15 protein-coding genes are annotated in these 17,402 nt (G+C 72.7%); 7 read left to right on the top strand and 8 right to left on the bottom strand.

The genetic code is table 11. The features are described 5' to 3' along the window. Positions 1 to 231 precede the first annotated feature (231 nt). A complete protein-coding gene (locus tag G6W55_RS10180; protein ID WP_175520460.1) occupies positions 232 to 873 on the top strand; it encodes an IclR family transcriptional regulator in 642 nt (213 codons plus the stop codon). Between the two features lie 305 nt (positions 874 to 1,178). Then, the gene (locus tag G6W55_RS10175) at positions 1,179 to 1,970 is read left to right on the top strand and encodes a S16 family serine protease (RefSeq protein ID WP_175520459.1); all 792 of its coding nucleotides are present in this window, start codon (positions 1,179 to 1,181) and stop codon (positions 1,968 to 1,970) included. Between the two features lie 21 nt (positions 1,971 to 1,991). On the opposite strand, the gene G6W55_RS10170 is transcribed toward G6W55_RS10175, so the two are convergent. The 5 genes from G6W55_RS10170 to G6W55_RS10150 all read right to left on the bottom strand — a co-directional run bounded on the left by G6W55_RS10170 (position 1,992) and on the right by G6W55_RS10150 (position 6,187). Then, positions 1,992 to 2,873: a glycine betaine ABC transporter substrate-binding protein gene (locus G6W55_RS10170; RefSeq protein WP_175520514.1), complete on the bottom strand. Its 882-nt coding sequence runs from the start codon at positions 2,871 to 2,873 to the stop codon at positions 1,992 to 1,994. A gap of 128 nt (positions 2,874 to 3,001) precedes the next feature. Beyond that, positions 3,002 to 3,799 (bottom strand): ABC transporter permease, encoded by a 798-nt coding sequence (locus tag G6W55_RS10165; protein ID WP_175520458.1) that lies wholly within the window; start codon positions 3,797 to 3,799, stop codon positions 3,002 to 3,004. Beyond that, a complete protein-coding gene (locus tag G6W55_RS10160) occupies positions 3,796 to 4,896 on the bottom strand; it encodes a betaine/proline/choline family ABC transporter ATP-binding protein (RefSeq protein WP_309243667.1) in 1,101 nt (366 codons plus the stop codon). Before G6W55_RS10160 ends, G6W55_RS10165 begins: the two co-directional genes overlap by 4 nt. Positions 4,897 to 5,041: 145 nt before the next feature. After that, positions 5,042 to 5,689: an ABC transporter permease gene (locus G6W55_RS10155; RefSeq protein ID WP_175520457.1), complete on the bottom strand. Its 648-nt coding sequence runs from the start codon at positions 5,687 to 5,689 to the stop codon at positions 5,042 to 5,044. Between the two features lie 21 nt (positions 5,690 to 5,710). Next, positions 5,711 to 6,187, bottom strand: coding sequence for an Lrp/AsnC family transcriptional regulator (locus tag G6W55_RS10150; protein ID WP_030780285.1), 477 nt, complete (start codon positions 6,185 to 6,187; stop codon positions 5,711 to 5,713). Between the two features lie 123 nt (positions 6,188 to 6,310). On the opposite strand from G6W55_RS10150, the gene hppD reads away from it, so the two are divergent. Further along, a complete protein-coding gene (gene hppD, locus G6W55_RS10145) occupies positions 6,311 to 7,456 on the top strand; it encodes a 4-hydroxyphenylpyruvate dioxygenase (protein WP_078633637.1) in 1,146 nt (381 codons plus the stop codon). A 21-nt stretch (positions 7,457 to 7,477) separates the two neighbouring features. Here the strand turns inward: hppD and G6W55_RS10140 are convergent, their stop codons facing one another. Continuing rightward, positions 7,478 to 8,899 carry a tetratricopeptide repeat protein gene (locus tag G6W55_RS10140; RefSeq protein ID WP_175520456.1) on the bottom strand — a complete coding sequence of 474 codons (1,422 nt, stop codon included), beginning with the start codon at positions 8,897 to 8,899 and terminating at the stop codon, positions 7,478 to 7,480. A 92-nt stretch (positions 8,900 to 8,991) separates the two neighbouring features. Between G6W55_RS10140 and G6W55_RS10135 the strand changes: the two genes are divergently transcribed. Continuing rightward, complete coding sequence (locus G6W55_RS10135) at positions 8,992 to 10,398, top strand: FAD-binding oxidoreductase (protein ID WP_175520455.1); 1,407 nt, start codon at positions 8,992 to 8,994, stop codon at positions 10,396 to 10,398. 45 nt (positions 10,399 to 10,443) lie between these two features. On the opposite strand, the gene G6W55_RS10130 is transcribed toward G6W55_RS10135, so the two are convergent. Continuing rightward, positions 10,444 to 10,920 carry an SsgA family sporulation/cell division regulator gene (locus G6W55_RS10130; protein WP_175520454.1) on the bottom strand — a complete coding sequence of 159 codons (477 nt, stop codon included), beginning with the start codon at positions 10,918 to 10,920 and terminating at the stop codon, positions 10,444 to 10,446. Between the two features lie 238 nt (positions 10,921 to 11,158). Between G6W55_RS10130 and G6W55_RS10125 the strand changes: the two genes are divergently transcribed. Together G6W55_RS10125 and G6W55_RS10120 are read left to right on the top strand one after the other, a co-directional pair. Next, positions 11,159 to 12,328 (top strand): RDD family protein, encoded by a 1,170-nt coding sequence (locus tag G6W55_RS10125; RefSeq protein ID WP_175520453.1) that lies wholly within the window; start codon positions 11,159 to 11,161, stop codon positions 12,326 to 12,328. 1,297 nt (positions 12,329 to 13,625) lie between these two features. Continuing rightward, positions 13,626 to 14,291, top strand: coding sequence for an RDD family protein (locus G6W55_RS10120; protein ID WP_175520452.1), 666 nt, complete (start codon positions 13,626 to 13,628; stop codon positions 14,289 to 14,291). Between the two features lie 45 nt (positions 14,292 to 14,336). Here the strand turns inward: G6W55_RS10120 and G6W55_RS38550 are convergent, their stop codons facing one another. Further along, complete coding sequence (locus G6W55_RS38550; RefSeq protein WP_175520256.1) at positions 14,337 to 14,627, bottom strand: hypothetical protein; 291 nt, start codon at positions 14,625 to 14,627, stop codon at positions 14,337 to 14,339. A gap of 352 nt (positions 14,628 to 14,979) precedes the next feature. Between G6W55_RS38550 and G6W55_RS10110 the strand changes: the two genes are divergently transcribed. Further along, on the top strand, positions 14,980 to 17,331 hold the full coding sequence (locus G6W55_RS10110; protein WP_175520451.1) for an immune inhibitor A domain-containing protein: 2,352 nt from the start codon (positions 14,980 to 14,982) through the stop codon (positions 17,329 to 17,331). Positions 17,332 to 17,402: the final 71 nt, after the last annotated feature.

The following is a 17,402-nucleotide window of genomic DNA, read 5'->3' as shown; positions in this document are numbered from 1 at the left end:
TTGACCGGATTCTGGACGGAGCCTTCCGCTCAGCGAACCAGCCCGGCTACTGTCCCGCTACGCACACGCCCCGTGGCAGCGCCGCCGCGGAGCGCAGCCGTGAAGCGACTGGGCCCGGACACGCCGTGCCCATCTGCCGATCGGCGGCCTCTGAAGCGCGTCACTGACGGGACTCGGTGTCGCATCCGCCGCGAGGGGGCCGCCGACCTCACCACTTAAGGAGTGGGCGTCGTGACCGCGGAGACCTCCCAGACGCTCGACCGGGGCCTGAAGGTCCTGAAACTGCTGGCCGATACGGACCACGGGCTGACCGTCACCGAACTTTCCCAGAAGCTGGGCGTGAACCGGACCGTCGTGTACCGGTTGCTCGCCACGCTGGAACAGCACGCACTCGTACGACGTGACCTGGGCGGACGTGCCCGGGTCGGGCTCGGGGTGCTCAGGCTGGGCCGGCAGGTCCATCCGCTGGTGCGTGAGGCGGCGCTCCCCGCGCTGCGCTCGCTCGCCGAGGACATAGGGGCGACCGCGCATCTCACGCTGGTCGACGGCGCGGAGGCCCTCGCGGTCGCCGTCGTCGAACCGACCTGGACCGACTACCACGTCGCCTACCGGGCCGGGTTCCGGCATCCGCTGGACCGGGGGGCCGCCGGACGCGCGATCCTCGCCGCCCGCCGCCGTCTGCCCGACGAACCCGGCTACACCCTGACCCACGGCGAACTGGAAGCGGGCGCGAGCGGAGCCGCCGCCCCGCTGCTCGGCGTCACCGGCGTCGAGGGCAGCGTCGGCGTGGTGATGCTCGCCGACGCGGTCCCGGAACGCGTCGGCCCACGGGTCGTGGACGCGGCAAGAGAAGTGGCCGAGGCCCTGCGCTGACGCCGGGCGCGCCCGCTGCTGCACGGCCTCGCCCATGCGGGCGGGGCGGTGCACGCCGCGTACGCCGGGGCTGCCGTCGCCCTGTTCGGTCCCCCGGCCGAGCGGGAGAGGCGCTGCCTGGTGGCCGCCACTGGGCCGGGCCCGGCCACGCCGCGAAGCGGGCACCCGGCGGACCCAGGCGCCCGCCCGCACCCGAACCCGAGCCCTCACTCGCACCCTCACCCGAGCCCGCCCCCAAGGCCCCGCGGCCCGAGCCGGCGCACCTGCCGGGGGAGCGTTTCGCGTCCGCCGGTTACATTGGCCCCGTGCTCTCTCGTCTCACGCGCCCCAGGGCCGTCGCCGTCTGTGCCGTGCCCCTGGTGGCCCTGCTGGTCACGGCGGCCGTCGCGCCGTTGCCGTTCTCGGTGGCGCAGCCCGGGATGACGGCGAACGTGCTCGGCGAGGACCGGGGCACGCCCGTCATCACGATCTCCGGCGCCCCCGTCCGCCCGACCACGGGCCAGCTCCGGATGACGACCATCGAGGCGACCGGCCCGGACGCCAGTGTCCGGCTCGGTGATCTGATCGACGGCTGGTTCCGCACCGACCAGGCGATCATGCCGCGTGACTCGGTGTATCCCGGCGGGGGCGACACCGAGGAGATCGAGAAGCACAACACCGAGCAGATGGAGCAGTCCCAGGACGCGGCGACCGAGGCCGCCCTGCGCTACCTCGGCCGTACCGACGACGGCATCGAGGTGGACCTGGAGCTGGCCGACGTCGGCGGCCCCAGCGCCGGGCTGCTGTTCTCCCTCGGGATCGTCGACAAGCTCGACGGCGACGGCAGCGACGGCGAGCTGACGGGCGGCCGCACCATCGCCGGTACGGGGACCATCGACGCGGACGGCAAGGTCGGCGCCGTCGGCGGGGTCGCCCTGAAGACACAGGCCGCCCGGCGCGACGGCGCGACGGTCTTCCTGGTGCCGAAGGCGGAGTGCTCCGACGCCCGCTCCGAGCTGCCGAAGGGCCTGCGGCTGATCCCGGTGACCACGCTGAAGGGCGCGGTCGACGCGCTGGTGGCCCTGGAGTCGGGCAAGGGCGCGGTCCCGGCCTGCTGACGGCGCCCCACCCCCAACCTCCTACCGCACCAGCCCCTGCTCCTTCATCCACTCCAGCGCCACCTGGTGCGGATCCTCCCCGTCCACGTCCACCCGCGCGTTCAGCGTCCGCGCCACCTCGTTGTCCAGCTTGGCCGTCAGCGGCGCCAGCACGTCGGCGATGGCCGGCCACTTCTCCAGCGTCTTGGAGTTGACCTCGGGGGCCGCGTTGTAGTGGGGGAAGAACGTCCGGTCGTCCGCCATCACCACCAGGTCCATGGACGCGATCCGGCCGTCGGTCGTGTACACCTCCCCGTACGTGCACCGGCCCTTCGCCGCCTCGGTGTAGATGATCCCGGTGTCCATCTGGGTGATCCGGGACGCCGGCACCTTCAGCCCGTACGCCTTCAGCATCCCCGGCAGCCCGTCCGCGCGGTTGGCGAACTCGCCCTCCACGCACAGCGTCACCGCGCTCGGCATGGCCGTGCCGAGGGCCGCCACCTGGGAGAGGTTGTGGGTGTCGTACCGCTTGTGCAGATCCCGGTTCATGGCAAGGGCGTAGGTGTTGTCCAGCCGGGACGGCGGCAGCCAGGTCACACCGTTCTTCAGATCGGCGTCGCGCACGGCCTTCCACTGCGCCTGCGCGTCGGGGAGCGGCTCGCTGTTGCCCTGGTACGAGATCCAGGCGGTGCCCGTGTACTCGTACATGGCGTCGGCCTCGCCCTTGCGGACCGCCTCGCGGGGGCCGATGGACCCCTGGATGCCGGTCCGGTCGACGACCTCCGCTCCGGCCGCCTGGAAGGCGATGCCCGTCATCGCGCCGAGGACGAGGTTCTCGGTGAACGACTTGGACGTCACGGTGAGCCGTGCGCCGGTCAGCGGCCTGCCCTGGCCGATGGTGCCGGGGGAGACGTCGTCGGCCATCGGCGAGCCGCTGCTCAGCCCGCAGCCGGACACGCCGGAGAGCAGGGCCAGCGCGGACAGGACGGCCAGCGCGGACCGTACGGCCGGCCCGGACCGTACGGACAGCGCGCGCCCCGGCGCGGGCCCCCTCACCGCTCCGTCTCCAGCCCCCGGGGCCGCAGCAGCAGTTCGGCCAGCGAGGCCAGCCAGTCCACCAGCAGGGCCAGGGCGACGGTGAGGAGAGAGCCGAGGACCAGGACCGGCATCCGGTGGTTGGTGATCCCGGCGGTGATCAGCACGCCCAGGCCGCCGCCCCCGCCGAAGGCGGCCAGGGTCGCCGTGCCGACGTTGAGGACGAGGGCCGTGCGGACCCCGGCCAGGATCAGCGGGACGGCCAGCGGCAGCTCCACCCGGCGCAGCACGTCCAGCGGGGACATCCCGATGCCGCGGGCGGCCTCCAGCAGCGTCGGGTCGTTGGCCCGCAGCCCGGTGACGGTGTTGGCGAGGACCGGCAGCACGGCGTAGGCGACCATGCCGATCAGGGCGGCCGTCATCCCGGTGCCGAGCCAGATCACCAGCAGCGCGAGCAGACCGATCGCGGGCGTGGCCTGGCCGGCGTTGGCGAAGGCCATGACGAACGGGGTGGCCCGGCCGTACCGGGGGCGGGTCAGCAGGACGCCCAGCGGGATCGCGAGGATCAGCACGAAGAAGGTGGAGAGCAGGGTCAGTTCGACGTGCTGCCACAGCGCCTTGGAGACCTGGCCGTGGGAGAGGGCGTTCTCCGAGACGACGTCCAGCTCGGCCTGGCGGAACCACAGCCAGGTCGCCAGCATCAGGGCCACCAGACAGGCGGGCAGGACGGTCAGCTTCCGCAGGCCGATCCGCGGTGCCCGGCCTCTCGTGGGCGCCTGCGCGGTCCCGGTCTCCTCGACGTCGAGCGCGGTCATCCCTCCCACCCCTGACCGTCCGTGTCCCGTCCCGCCCGCAGCCGGTCCGCCTCCAGCAGTTCGTGTACGGCGTCCATCAGCGTCCCCACGTCCACCACCCCGGTGTACTCGCCCCGCGGTCCGGTGACCGCGATCCGGCCGGAGCCGTTCGTCAGCACCGCCTCCAGCGCGTCCCGCAGGGTCGCGTCCTCGCTCACCGTGGTGCCGTCCACCGGTGTCCCGGCGCCGTCCAGCGGGCCGGGGGAGTCCGGCAGGTCGGTGCGGCGCAGCCATCTGCGGGGCCGGCCGCTCAGGTCGAGGACGAGAACCTCGTCGCGGCCGTCGGCGTCCAGCCGCCGGACGACGTCCGGGAGCGTGTCGTCGACGGACACCGTCGGGTGGGCGACGAGCCGTACGTCCCGCACCCGGGTCAGGTTGAGCCGCTTCAGCGCGGCCCCGGCGCCCACGAACCCGGACACGAAGTCGTCCGCCGGATGGGTGAGGATCGCCTCCGGGGTGTCGAATTGGGCGATGTGCGAGCGCTCGCGCAGCACCGCGATCCGGTCGGCCAGCTTGATCGCCTCGTCGAAGTCGTGGGTGACGAACACGATCGTCTTGCGCAGTTCGCGCTGGAGCCGGATCAGCTCGTCCTGGAGGTGGTCGCGGGTGATCGGGTCGACGGCGCCGAACGGTTCGTCCATCAGCAGGACCGGCGGATCGGCGGCCAGCGCCCTCGCCACGCCGACCCGCTGCTGCTGGCCGCCGGAGAGGCGGCGCGGATAGCGGTCGTGGAACTCGCCCGGGTCGAGCCCGACCAGGTCGAGCATCTCCTCCACCCGGTCCCGGATCCGGGCGGCGGACCAGCCGATCATGCGGGGGACCAGGGCGATGTTCTGGGCGACGGTCATATGGGGGAACAGCCCGGAGGACTGGATCGCGTACCCGACCTTGCGGCGCAGCCGTACCGGGTCGATGGCGGTGACGTCCTCGCCGTCGATGCGGATCCGGCCGCCGGTCGGCTCGATCAGCCGGTTGATCATCTTCAGGGTGGTGGACTTCCCGCAGCCGGACGGTCCGACCAGGACGACGGTCTCGCCCGCCCCGATCTCCATGCTCACGTCCTCCACGGAGGGCCCGGAGGCGCCCGGGTACCGCTTGCTGAGGTTCTCCAGGCCGATCCGCGCGCCGTGCGACCGGGCCCCGGGCCGCGGCCCGGGCCGTGGCCCCGTCCCAACCCGCCGCACGCCTGCCACCACCGGCGACTCAGCCACGGATCCCCCTCGGAATCGTCAGCCGCCCGAGCAGCACGTACCCGGCGTCGAACAGCAGCGCCAGCGCGACGATGCCGAGCGTGCCGGCGAGGACCTGGTTGAGGGCGTTCGCGCTGCCCAGGGAGGCCAGGCCGCGGAAGATCTCGTTGCCGAGGCCGGGCCCCGAGGCGTAGGCGGCGATCGCCGCGATGCCCATGAGCATCTGGGTGGAGACCCGGATCCCGGTGAGGATCGGCGGCCAGGCCAGCGGGAGTTCGACCCGCAGCAGCCGGGCCGTCCGGGACATCCCGATGCCCTCGGCCGCGTCCACCAGCGCGGGATCCACCCCGCGCAGGCCCACGATCGCGTTGCGTACGACCGGCAGCAGCCCGTACAGGGTCAGCGCGATCACCGTCGGCGGCACGCCGAGCCCCACCACCGGGATCAGCAGACCGATCAGGGCCAGCGAGGGCACGGTCAGGACGGTCGCGGTGGCGGTGGTGGCCAGCGCCCCGGCCCGCTCGCTGCGGTAGGCGGCGAGCGCGATCAGCACCCCGAGGACGGTGGCCAGGACCGTGCACTGGAAGACGGCGCTGGCGTGTTGCCAGGCGTCCGTGAGCAACTGCTGATGCCGGCCCGCCAGGTACTCCCAGAAGCTCACACGCGCTCACCGCCCCAGGTTCTAGGTCTCCCGGTCGCGGGCCGCCTGCTCCACCAGCGGGATGATCCGCAGCGGTACGGCGTTCTCCATCACGATCGCGGTGGAGGCCCGGACGATCCCATCAAAACCGACAACCAGGTCGATGACCCGCTGGAGATCGGCGTTGGAGCGGGCCACCAGCCGGCACAGCATGTCCCCGCTGCCGGTCGTGGTGTGCAGTTCGAGGACCTCCGGCACGGTCGCCAAGTGGGCCCGTACGTCGGCCCCTTGGCCCTGCCGGATCTGGAGCGTGGCGAACGCGGTGACCGGGTAGCCGAGGGCCGCCGGATCCACGTCCGGGCCGAAACCGCGGATGACGCCATTCGACTGAAGCCGGTCCAGCCGCGCCTGCGCCGTGCCCCGGGCGACCCCCAGCCGCCGGGACATCTCCAGCACCCCGATCCGCGGCTCCCGGGCCAGCAGCACGATGATGCGTCCGTCCAGATGATCGATCGCCACGACCGCCTCCGAGATGGTCACCCTGTACAGAAAGTCCGCCGACACCGCCGTAGCGCTGAACAGATTGTCCGGCGGCGGAGCGAACTATTGCGCACCTTGCGGGCCGGGGCGAGGCTTCCGCCTATGACGCAGACCACACACCACACTCCCGACACCGCCCGGCAGGCCGACCCCTTCCCGGTCAAGGGAATGGACGCGGTCGTCTTCGCCGTGGGCAACGCCAAGCAGGCGGCGCACTACTACTCCACCGCGTTCGGCATGAAGCTGGTCGCGTACAGCGGTCCGGAGACCGGCAGCCGCGAGACCGCCTCGTACGTGCTCACCAACGGCTCGGCGCGCTTCGTCCTCACCTCCGTCATCAAGCCCGCCACCACCTGGGGCCACTTCCTCGCCCAGCACGTGGCCGAGCACGGCGACGGCGTGATCGACCTCGCGATCGAGGTCCCGGACGCCCGCGCCGCGTACGCCTACGCGATCGAGCACGGCGCCCGCTCGGTCGCCGAGCCGTACGAGCTGAAGGACGAGCACGGCACGGTCGTCCTCGCCGCGATCGCCACCTACGGCGAGACCCGCCACACCCTGGTCGAGCGGTCCGGCTACGACGGCCCCTACCTCCCGGGCTTCGCCGCCGCCGACCCGCTGGTCGAGCCGCCCGCCCACCGCACCTTCCAGGCGGTCGACCACTGCGTCGGCAACGTCGAGCTGGGCCGGATGGACGAGTGGGTCGGCTTCTACAACAAGGTCATGGGCTTCACGAACATGAAGGAGTTCGTGGGCGACGACATCGCCACCGAGTACTCCGCCCTGATGTCGAAGGTCGTCGCCGACGGCACGCTCAAGGTCAAGTTCCCGATCAACGAGCCCGCGATCGCCAAGAAGAAGTCGCAGATCGACGAGTACCTGGAGTTCTACGGCGGCGCCGGCGTCCAGCACATCGCGCTGAACACCAACGACATCGTCGAGACGGTCCGCACCATGCGCGCGGCCGGCGTCCGCTTCCTGGACACCCCCGACTCGTACTACGACACCCTCGGCGAGTGGGTCGGCGACACCCGGGTGCCGGTGGAGACCCTGCGCGAGCTGAAGATCCTCGCCGACCGCGACGAGGACGGCTATCTGCTCCAGATCTTCACCAAGCCGGTCCAGGACCGTCCGACCGTGTTCTTCGAGATCATCGAGCGGCACGGCTCGATGGGCTTCGGCAAGGGCAACTTCAAGGCCCTCTTCGAGGCGATCGAGCGGGAGCAGGAGAAGCGCGGCAACCTGTAGCCCGCCGCTGCCCGTCGCCGGTCACTCGGGCGGCTCGACGTCCGGCAGCTCTCCCAGTCCCGCCAGCGCGGCCCGCGCCACCGGGGCGTGCAGCGGGGAGAAGTACGGGTTGAGCCGCAGGGCCTCCGCCAGATGACGTCGGGCGGGCGCGGACTTCCCCAGCGCCCGCTCGATCATCCCCCGGTGGTAGACGTACGGGGCGCTGCGCACCGCCCCGCCGTGCACCCGGTCGGTGGCGATCGCGGCGAACCGCAGCGCCTCCTCGTGCGCGCCCGTCCGGTGCAGCGCCCAGCCCAGCGCGTCCGCGACGGCGGTCCCCGGCTGCCGCCGCCACTCCGCCCGCAGCCGCCGTACCGCGGCCGCCGGATCGCCGTGGTCGGCCTCGAAGCGGCCCAGCACCAGCGCCCCGTCGACACCGCCCGCCGCGTCCTCGCGGACCCGCTCGCGCAGCAGGCCGTACTGCTCGGCGGCGGGCCCCGCCAGCCCCCGCGCCTCGTACAGCTCGCCCAGCTCCAGCGCGTACTGCGGCAGCGGCTGCCCGTCGAGCGCCGCCCGGTACGCGCTCAGCGCCTCCTCCGTGCGGCCCAGCGCCGCCAGCGCCCGCCCCTGCCCGGCGAGCGCGGCCCGCTGGTCCGGGTCCAGCCGCACCGCCTCCTCGAAGGAGCGCAGCGCCTCCTCACGCTCCCCGCGCTCGAACGCCAGCCGCCCGGCCCGCTCCCGCCACGCCGCCTCCTCGGCGGGGGAACCGGCGCCCGCCGCCGCGTCCGACAGCGCGGCCTGCGCGTCCTCCGGCCGCCCCCGCTCCCAGTACACGTCCGCCGCCCGCGCCAGCACCGCAGGACCGGACCCCAGCCGCAGCATCCGCTCCAGCGCCGCCTGCGCCCCCTTGTAGTCGCCGAGCCCGGTGCAGGCGTCGATGAGCTGCGGATACGACGTCCAGCGCCCCGGTGCCGCCGCCCGCGCCTTCTCCGCCCAGGTCTTCGCCGCCCGGAAGTCCTGGCGCGCGTTGGCCAGCGCCGCCAGCCCGCCCAGCGCCTCGGCGTTGCCGCGCGGCGCCACCGACAGCGAGGTGCGCAGCGCCCGCTCCGCCTTCGGGAACCGGGTCGCGTCGGCGGTGCGCCGGCCCTGCTCGACGTAGGCCGTGCCGAGCACCGCCCAGGAGCGGGCGTCCCGCGGACGCTCCCGCACCCGGCCCTCGCGCTCCTCGATCAGCGCCGCCAGATCGGGCAGCGCCGCCGTCGCCCCGGCCCGCACCGCCGTCTGCGCCCGCGCCCCCGGCGCCGGGGCGGCCGCCCCGCCCCCGCCGCCCCCGCCGGACGGCCACAGCAGCAGCACGCCGCCCAGCACCACGCACCCCGCCAGCGGGCCGACGACACGCGGCCGGCGGTACCAGGAGGGCTGTCGGGATGCCACGTCCGGGGCGGTGCCCGCTTCGTTCTCCATGGCGCTCACTCTGCGTCGCCGCGGCGGCCGCACCCGGGCAGGTGACGGCTCCCGCGGCCGGGGTTCACACCGATGGCCCCGGGTGTCAGGCTGTGATCATGAGCCGTATCGAAGCGCCGCACGACCACGTCACGGGCAGCCTCGTCGACCGTCTGCTCGCCGGCCTGCCCGCCGAGGCCGTCCTCACCGACCCCGACGTCACGGTCTCGTACGCCCACGACATGGCCGGCTTCTGTCCGGCCGGCACCCCGGCCGTCGTGGTGCTGCCCCGCACGGTCGACCAGGTCCGGCACGTCATGCGCACCGCGACCGAGCTGCGCGTCCCCGTCGTCCCCCAGGGGGCGCGCACCGGCCTGTCCGGCGGAGCCAACGCCTCCGACGGCTGCGTCGTCCTCTCCCTGACCCGGATGGACCGCATCCTGGAGATCGACCCGGTGGAGCGGATCGCCGTCGTCGAACCGGGCGTCGTCAACGCCACGCTGTCCCGCGCGGTCGGCGAACACGGCCTCTATTACCCGCCGGATCCCTCCAGTTGGGAGACCTGCACCATCGGCGGCAACATCGGCACCGCCTCGGGCGGGCTGTGCTGTGTGAAGTACGGGGTGACGGCCGAGTACGTCCTCGGCCTCGACGTGGTGCTGGCCGACGGCCGGCTGATGACCACCGGCCGCCGCACCGCGAAGGGCGTCGCCGGGTACGACCTGACCCGGCTGTTCGTCGGCTCCGAGGGCTCGCTCGGTATCGTCGTACGGGCCGTCCTGGCGCTCCGGCCCCGGCCGCCCCAACAGCTCGTGCTGGCCGCGGAGTTCGCCTCGGCGGCCGCCGCCTGCGACGCCGTCTGCCGGATCATGGCCGGCGGGCATGTGCCCTCGCTCCTCGAACTGATGGACCGTACGACCGTCAAGGCCGTCAACGACCTCACCCGCATGGGCCTGCCGGAGTCCACCGAGGCGCTGCTGCTCGCCGCCTTCGACACCCCGGACCCGGCCGCCGACCTCGCCGCGGTCGGCGCGCTGTGCGAGGCGGCCGGCGCCACCCAGGTGGTCCCCGCCGAGGACGCCGCCGAGTCCGAACTGCTGCTCCAGGCACGGCGGTCGTCGCTCGTCGCCCTGGAGGCCGTCACGGGCACGACGATGATCGACGACGTGTGCGTGCCGCGCTCGCGGCTCGGCGACATGATCGAGGGCGTGGAGCGGATCGCCGAGCGGCACCGGCTGACCATCGGGGTCGTCGCCCACGCGGGTGACGGCAACACCCACCCCACCGTCTGCTTCGACGCCCAGGACCCCGACGAGTCGCGGCGCGCCCGGGCGTCCTTCGACGAGATCATGGCGCTCGGTCTGGAACTCGGCGGCACGATCACCGGTGAGCACGGGGTCGGGGTGCTGAAGAAGGAGTGGCTGGCGCGTGAGATCGGACCGGTGGGGGTGGAGATGCAGCGGGGCATCAAGCAGGTCTTCGACCCGCTGGGCATCCTCAATCCGGGCAAGCTGTTCTGACCGGAACCGGGTGGGCTGCTCTTTTCGGGCCGGCGGAGACTCATGTCATTCCCCCTCCGCCGAGTCGTCCGTGGGCCAGGGATCGCGCAGCCAGGCGTCGTCCGCGGGGGTGGGGGTGAGCAGTTCGGCCAGACCGTCGTCGATGCCGAGCTGCTCACCCTCGGTCCCCGGGGGCACCACCCGCAGCGTGCGCTCCAGCCAGGCCGAGACCTGGGCGGCGGGCGCCTCCAGGAGGGCGTCCCCGTCGGGCGAGCTGAGCGCGATCAGCACCACGCTGCGGCCGTCCACCTTCGTCGGCCACACCCGTACGTCCCCGTGCCCGCACGGCCGGAACACCCCCTCGACCAGCAGCTCGCGGGCGAACGTCCAGTGCACGGGGTGCTCGGAGTCGATGTGGAAGACGATGTGGACGGCGAACGGGTCGTCGCTGCGGTAGCTCAGCCGGGCCGGGACGGGGATGCTGCGCTCCGGCGACAGGACCAGCCTGAGTTCCAGTTCGCGCTCCACCACGGTGTGGTGCATGGTCGTTCTCCTCTCGGCACGGATGTGTACGGACGGAGAGAGCGAGAAGGAGGCGGAGCATTACGCGGGTTCGGAGAAGTTTTTTCCGCGGGGCGCGGCGGACGGTTCCGAACGTGTGAAGGGCGTGCACGGGGTTGCCCGGAAAGGGGCCGGTACGGCGGGAGTGGGGGTGGGGGTTGCGCCGGTCTGATAGATGTGGAGCCCCCTGGCCACCTCCGACAGATACGGGACGACGGACATGAGCGCCCCAACCCCGGCCCCCGGCGACGACCGGCCCCGCGAAGGGTTCTACCCGGACCCGTCCATCCCCGGATACGTCCGGTACTGGAACGGCTCCGCCTGGGTGCCCGGCACCAGCCGGCCGGCCCCCTCGGCCGGCGAACCGCTCACGCCTCCGGCGGCCTCCGTCGAGGAGACCGGCCCGCACTTCTTCGACGAGGACCCGAGTCCGGTACAGCAGAACGACGGCCGGTCCGAGCCCGCGTCCGCGTGGGGCGCCGACCGGGCCCGCCAGTCGGGCTTCGGCGGCGACCAGGACCGCCGGGTGTCATGGGGCGCGGACCCGAGACTCGGGACGACGGAGCCGGCCGAGCCCGCCGCCGACCCCGCTCCCGCTCCCGCCAAGCCCGGTTTCGGGGCCGGGAAGGCGGCCGCGGACCAGGCAGCGGCGGTGCAGGCCGGCGGTGCCGAGGGCTTCCCGCCCGCGGCGGGTCAGGCGACGGCGCTCTCCGGCACGCCAGCCGCCACCCCGGCGGTCCCCCCGCAGTCCTCCGGTCCCGGTCCCGCGCCGATGAGTCAGGGGCTGGGCGGCGGGCAGTCGTCCTGGGCCCAGCAGGTGCACCGGCTCGCGGGCGGCGACGAACCGGTCGCGCCGTGGAAGCCGCCGGTCGACGACGTCTTCCAGGCCGCCGCCCGCCGCCAGGCCGCGGCCCGTCCCGCGTCCCTCGGCAAGCGGCTCGGCGCCCGGCTGGTGGACACGCTGGTCCTCGCGGCGGTCACCGGGGCCGCCGCCGTACCGCTCGGCGTGAAGGCCCTCGACCACGTCAACGACAAGATCGACGCGGCCAAGCTGAGCGGACGGACCGTCACGGTCTGGCTGCTCGACGGCACGACGTCCGTGTACCTGGGCATCGTCGTCGGCGTGCTCCTGGTCTTCGGCATCCTCTACGAGGCCCTGCCCACGGCCCGCTGGGGCCGCACCCTGGGCAAGAAGCTGTTCGGCCTCGACGTCCGCGACATCGAGGCCCACGAACCCCCGACCTTCGGCGCGGCCCTCCGCCGCTGGCTCGTCTACACCCTCCCCACCCTCCTCGGCATCGGCCTCCTGGGCATCCTCTGGTGCCTCTTCGACAAACCCTGGCGCCAGTGCTGGCACGACAAGGCGGCCCACACCTTCGTCGCGGGCTGACCTGAGACGGGCCCGGTCCCTGGGTGCGCGCACCCGCGCGGTTCCCAGGGGCCCGCGTGCGCCCCGCGCGGTTTCCAGCGGCCCGCATGGTTGCCCCTGGGGGCACTGAAGTGCCCGTCTCGCGCACGGACGCGGGGGCGTTCGCCCCACGCCGGTCCCCGGGGGCGTTTGCCCCACGCCGGTCCCCGGGGGCATTCCGCCCCGCGCCGGTCCCAGGGGCGTTTCGCCCCGCGCCGGTCCCAGGGCCTGCCTCGCGCCGCCCCCGGGGCGGGAGTTCGCCCGCGTCGGAACCGGGGCTGCCTGCCGCGTGCACGGTCCGGGGCGGAGGCCCGCGCTCGGTCTGCTCGGCGATGGCGGCCGGGGGCGCCGGGCGTTCGCAGCAGCCACGGGTTCGGGAGAGGCCGCGCACTCCACCCGGGGCCGGAAGGCACCCACGCCCGTGCCGGGCCCGATGGGGCCGCGCCCGTGTTCTCCCGGGGACCAACGCCCGCCCGGGCACCTCGCACCGTGCCGGGGGCTGCCGGCGCCTTTGTCGCACTGAACAGGCCACGCACATCCCCCCTCCCGGAGGGGTCCGACGCTCCCCCTTCCTTGAGGGCGCCCCGTACCCGTACCGAGCTGCCGGCCCGTCCCGACGGCTGTCCACGCCCTCGCCCCGGAGGGGCGCCCGCGGCCGTCCCCGCCCGAGCCTCCGGGGCTGTGTTCCTGTACTTCCCGGTCGACTCCGACTCCCGCTCCTCGGGGCGCCTCGCACCCGTGTCGAGGGATGTCGGTGCCCTTGCCGCGCCGGCCGGACCGCGTACCTGCCCCAGGGGGCCCAACGCTCGTCCCTGGGCGGCGAACCGTACCCGCGCCCGGGCCGAGGGCTGCGCCGGCGACCGTCCCCGCCCGGGGCCACCAGTGCCGTGTCCCCGTCCTTCCCGGAGGACTCCGACTCCCGCTCCTCGGGGCGCCTCGCACCCGTGTCGAGGGATGTCGGTGCCCTTGCCGCGCCGGCCGGACCGCGTACCTGCCCCAGGGGGCCCAACGCTCGTCCCTGGGCGGCGAACCGTACCCGCGCCCGTGCCGAGGGCTGCGCCGGCGACCGTCCCCGCCCGGGGCCACCAGTGCCGTGTGCCCGTCCTTCCCGGAGGACTCCGACTCCCGCCCCTCGGGGGCGGCCCGTGCCCGTGCCGAGGGTTGTCGGCGGCACGGCCCTCGGGAGACACCCGCACCTGCCGCCCACCCGGAGGGACCCTGTACCCCGTACGGACCCTCGCCGGATGCGGACAAGAAGGGATCGGGGTCGACTCGGGGCATGAGCAGTGAACCGCCCTCCGGAGCCGGGGGGCCGCCGGAGGACGACCCGTTCCGGAAGCAGCCGCCCCCGTCGGAGCAGCCGCCCCCGCAGCAGCCGCCGCCCTCGCAGGGTGGCTCGCCCTATGACAGGCCGTACGACGGGGAGCCGCCTCCGCCGTACTCGGGGGGCGGGGGGCCCGAGTACCACGGGGGGTATCCCGCCGATCCGCTGGCCGGGATGCCGCCGCTCGCCGACAGCGGGAAGCGCACGCTGGCGCGGATCGTCGACATGATCCTCGTGTACATCGTCGTCGCCCTGCTCGCCTGGGCCTTCCGGGTCGATCAGTACACCGTCGACGCCGACGAGCTGGAGTTCGGCAAGACCTTCGGGCGGGAGCTGATCACCGCGATCCTCTATGTCGCGTACGACACGGTCCTGACGGCCCGGCACGGGCAGACGCTCGGCAAGAAGTGGTTCGGCATGCGCGTGGCCAACCTCGACAACGGCTCGACGCCCTCCGTGCAGACCTCACTGATCCGCGCCCTCGTGCTCTGGGTGCCGTTCGCCTTCTGCTGCGCCTGTGTGTGGACGGCGATCGCCGGCGGCTGGAGCTTCTTCGACAAGCCGTACAAGCAGGGGCTGCACGACAAGGCCGCCAAGACCGTCGTCGTGGGGGTCGGTTGACGCCGAAAGGGGCCCGTGCGCTGCGGCACGAGCCCCCCACAGGTGTCAGGAAGCCGTCGGCTCCCGGACGGAGGCGACGGGCACCGGGACCGGCTCGGGCTGCGCCTGCTGCCGGACCGGTGGCGCGGACGCGGACGCAGAGGCAGACGCGGACGCCGGCGACGGGCGAGGTACCGGCACCGTCATCGCGACGAGCAGGCCCAGTCCGAGCGCGGCGATGGCGATGACCGCGACCCCGGGGCCGGAACTCGTCTGCGACAGCAGCAGCATGGCCAGCGTCGAGAAGATGACGGTGCAGGAACCGTACGTGAGCTGTGCGACAGTCGGACGAGGCATGGCAATCGTGTCCTCGGATACGGGGGAGATCTCGACTCTATTGGCGTGCATGCCCGAGCGGAACGAACGGTAAGCGTGACCTAACACACGGTGCCGGTGCACAGGGGGCGCACGGAGTCATGGAGTCCACCGACCGGACCGATCCGCGCGCCCTTCACCGAACCGTCACACGTCCGCAATCCGAACAGCGGCTCTCAATAATGCAGTTGACCTGTCCAAGTCAAGGTCTGTTTTTTCTTTCCAACCAGTAGTCAAATGGCGTCACTTGACTACACGCGTATAACAGCGCGCGGACCATCCTTGACAGGGATCCCTCCATTCCGCGCGGACGAGCGCGTGGGGGAGGCTTCAAGTGACCCAGAGAACCTGGACGTTCAGAACCGCCGCGACGGTCGTAGCCCTCGCGGCGGCCTCGGCGACGTTCTCCACGTTCGCCGTGGCGCAGGCCGAAGAGAACGGCTCGCGCCAGCCGGCAGCGGTGGACCGGCAGGACCCGCAGCCGGCCAAGGCCAAGGAGCACGACTTCGACGGCCCGCTCAGCAAGAGGCAGGAGGCCCAGCGCGAAGAGGCCCTCCGCCAGGTGATATCCGGCAACGCGTCGGTGAAGAACCGCAACGGCTCCAAGGTCGTCCAGCTCAAGAGCCGCAAGGGCGACAGCAAGTACGTCGAGCTGGGCCGGGAGAAGACCGACAAGATCTTCACGATCCTCGTCGAGTTCGGCGACCAGGTCGACCCCCGCTACGGCGGCACGCCCGGCCCGCTGCACAACCAGATAGCCAAGCCGGACCGCAAGAAGGACAACTCCACGGCCTGGCAGGCGGACTACGACCAGAAGCACTTCCAGGACCTCTACTTCGGCACCGGCAAGAAGACCGAGTCGCTGAAGAAGTACTACGAGAAGCAGTCCTCGGGCCGCTACTCGGTCGAGGGCGAAGTGACCGACTGGGTCAAGGTCCCCTACAACGAGGCCCGTTACGGCTCCAACGACGCCCCGACCGGCGCCTGGTACGCGGTCCAGGACGGCGTCACCGCCTGGGTCGCCCAGCGCGAGGCCGCGGGCGCCACGCCCGCCGAGATCAAGGCGGAGCTGGCCGAGTTCGACCAGTGGGACCGCTACGACTTCGACGGCGACGGCGACTTCAACGAGCCCGACGGCTACATCGACCACTTCCAGATCGTGCACGCCGGTGAGGACGAGTCCGCGGGCGGCGGCGCACAGGGCGAGGACGCCATCTGGGCGCACCGCTGGTACGCCTTCGGCACCGACGCCGGCGCCACCGGCCCGGACGCCAACAAGCTCGGCGGCACCCAGATCGGCGACTCCGGCATCTGGGTCGGCGACTACACCATCCAGCCGGAGAACGGCGGACTCGGCGTCTACGCCCACGAGTACGGCCACGACCTCGGTCTGCCGGACGAGTACGACACCTCCGGCGGCGGCGAGAACTCCACCGGCTTCTGGACCCTGATGTCCTCCGGTTCCTGGCTGGGCACCGGCAAGCAGTCCATCGGCGACCTGCCCGGCGACATGAACGCCTGGGACAAGCTCCAGCTCGGCTGGCTGGACTACGACGTCGCCCGCGCGGGCCGCAAGTCCACCCACAAGCTGGGCGTCGCGGAGTACAACACCAAGAACGCCCAGGCCCTCGTGGTCGAGCTGCCGGAGAAGGAGGTCACCACCGAGGTGGTCACCCCGGCGCAGGGTGCCACGCAGTGGTGGAGCGGCAGCGGTGACGATCTGCGCAACACCCTGACCCGCTCGGTCGATCTGACCGGCAAGTCGTCGGCGTCCCTGTCCCTCGACGGCTGGTGGGACATCGAGACCGACTACGACTACCTCTACACCGAGGTGTCCACGGACGGCGGCGCCAGCTACACGCCGATCGACGGCACGCTCGCCGACGGCACCGCGATCCCGCGCGACGGCAGCGGCAAGCCGGCCCTCACCGGCACGGTGGACGCCTACCAGAAGCTGACGTTCCCGCTGGACGCCTACGCGGGTCAGCAGATCAGCCTGCGCTTCCGTTACGCCACCGACGGCGGCGTGGCCCAGAAGGGCTTCGCGGCCGACCAGATCACCGTGACGGCGGACGGCGCCACGCTGTTCTCCGACAACGCGGAGAGCGCGGACGCCGCGTGGACGGCGAAGGGCTTCTCGCGCATCGGCGCGTCCATCACGGACGACTACGCGCAGTACTACATCGCCGAGAACCGCCAGTACGTGTCGTACGACAAGACCCTCAAGGTCGGCCCGTACAACTTCGGCTTCTCGACGACCCGTCCGGACTGGGTGGAGCACTACCCGTACCAGAACGGTCTGCTGATCTGGAAGTGGGACACCTCCCAGGCGGACGACAACACCAGCCAGCACCCGGGTGAGGGCCTGATCCTCCCGGTGGACTCGCACCCGACGCCGCTGAAGTGGGCCGACGGCACGGTGATGAACGCCCGGATCCAGAGCTTCGACTCGCCGTTCAGCACCTACCGCACGGACGCGATCACGCTGCACCGGGCGGACGTCGCGGTGAAGATCAAGTCCCGTCCGGGTGTCTCGGTCTTCGACGACGGCAAGTCGAGCTACTACGACCCGGCCACCCCGCTCGCGGGTGTCAAGGTCACTGACACCAACACCTCGATCAAGATCGTCAAGGAGCCGCGTGACGGCTCGACGATCACGGTGAAGGTCGGCCCCTCGAAGAAGTAGTCAGCGTCTTCGCAGGTCAGAAGCGTATCGGCGGCAACCCCTTGGCGGGTTGCCGCCGGTCGTGTTTAGGT

Source organism: Streptomyces sp. CAI-85 (genome assembly GCF_013363615.1).
GTDB classification, from domain to species: domain Bacteria; phylum Actinomycetota; class Actinomycetes; order Streptomycetales; family Streptomycetaceae; genus Streptomyces; species Streptomyces antibioticus_B.
This window is presented reverse-complemented; position numbering and strand designations above follow the sequence as displayed.

Coding starts and splice junctions, on each gene's coding strand:
- G6W55_RS10125 (WP_175520453.1), top strand. CDS start 11,159: ATGAGCGCCCCAACCCCGGCCCCCGGCGACGACCGGCCCCGCGAAGGG.
- G6W55_RS10140 (WP_175520456.1), bottom strand. CDS start 8,899: ATGGAGAACGAAGCGGGCACCGCCCCGGACGTGGCATCCCGACAGCCC.
- G6W55_RS38550 (WP_175520256.1), bottom strand. CDS start 14,627: ATGCCTCGTCCGACTGTCGCACAGCTCACGTACGGTTCCTGCACCGTC.
- G6W55_RS10120 (WP_175520452.1), top strand. CDS start 13,626: ATGAGCAGTGAACCGCCCTCCGGAGCCGGGGGGCCGCCGGAGGACGAC.
- G6W55_RS10170 (WP_175520514.1), bottom strand. CDS start 2,873: ATGGCCGACGACGTCTCCCCCGGCACCATCGGCCAGGGCAGGCCGCTG.
- G6W55_RS10130 (WP_175520454.1), bottom strand. CDS start 10,920: ATGCACCACACCGTGGTGGAGCGCGAACTGGAACTCAGGCTGGTCCTG.
- G6W55_RS10165 (WP_175520458.1), bottom strand. CDS start 3,799: ATGACCGCGCTCGACGTCGAGGAGACCGGGACCGCGCAGGCGCCCACG.
- hppD (WP_078633637.1), top strand. CDS start 6,311: ATGACGCAGACCACACACCACACTCCCGACACCGCCCGGCAGGCCGAC.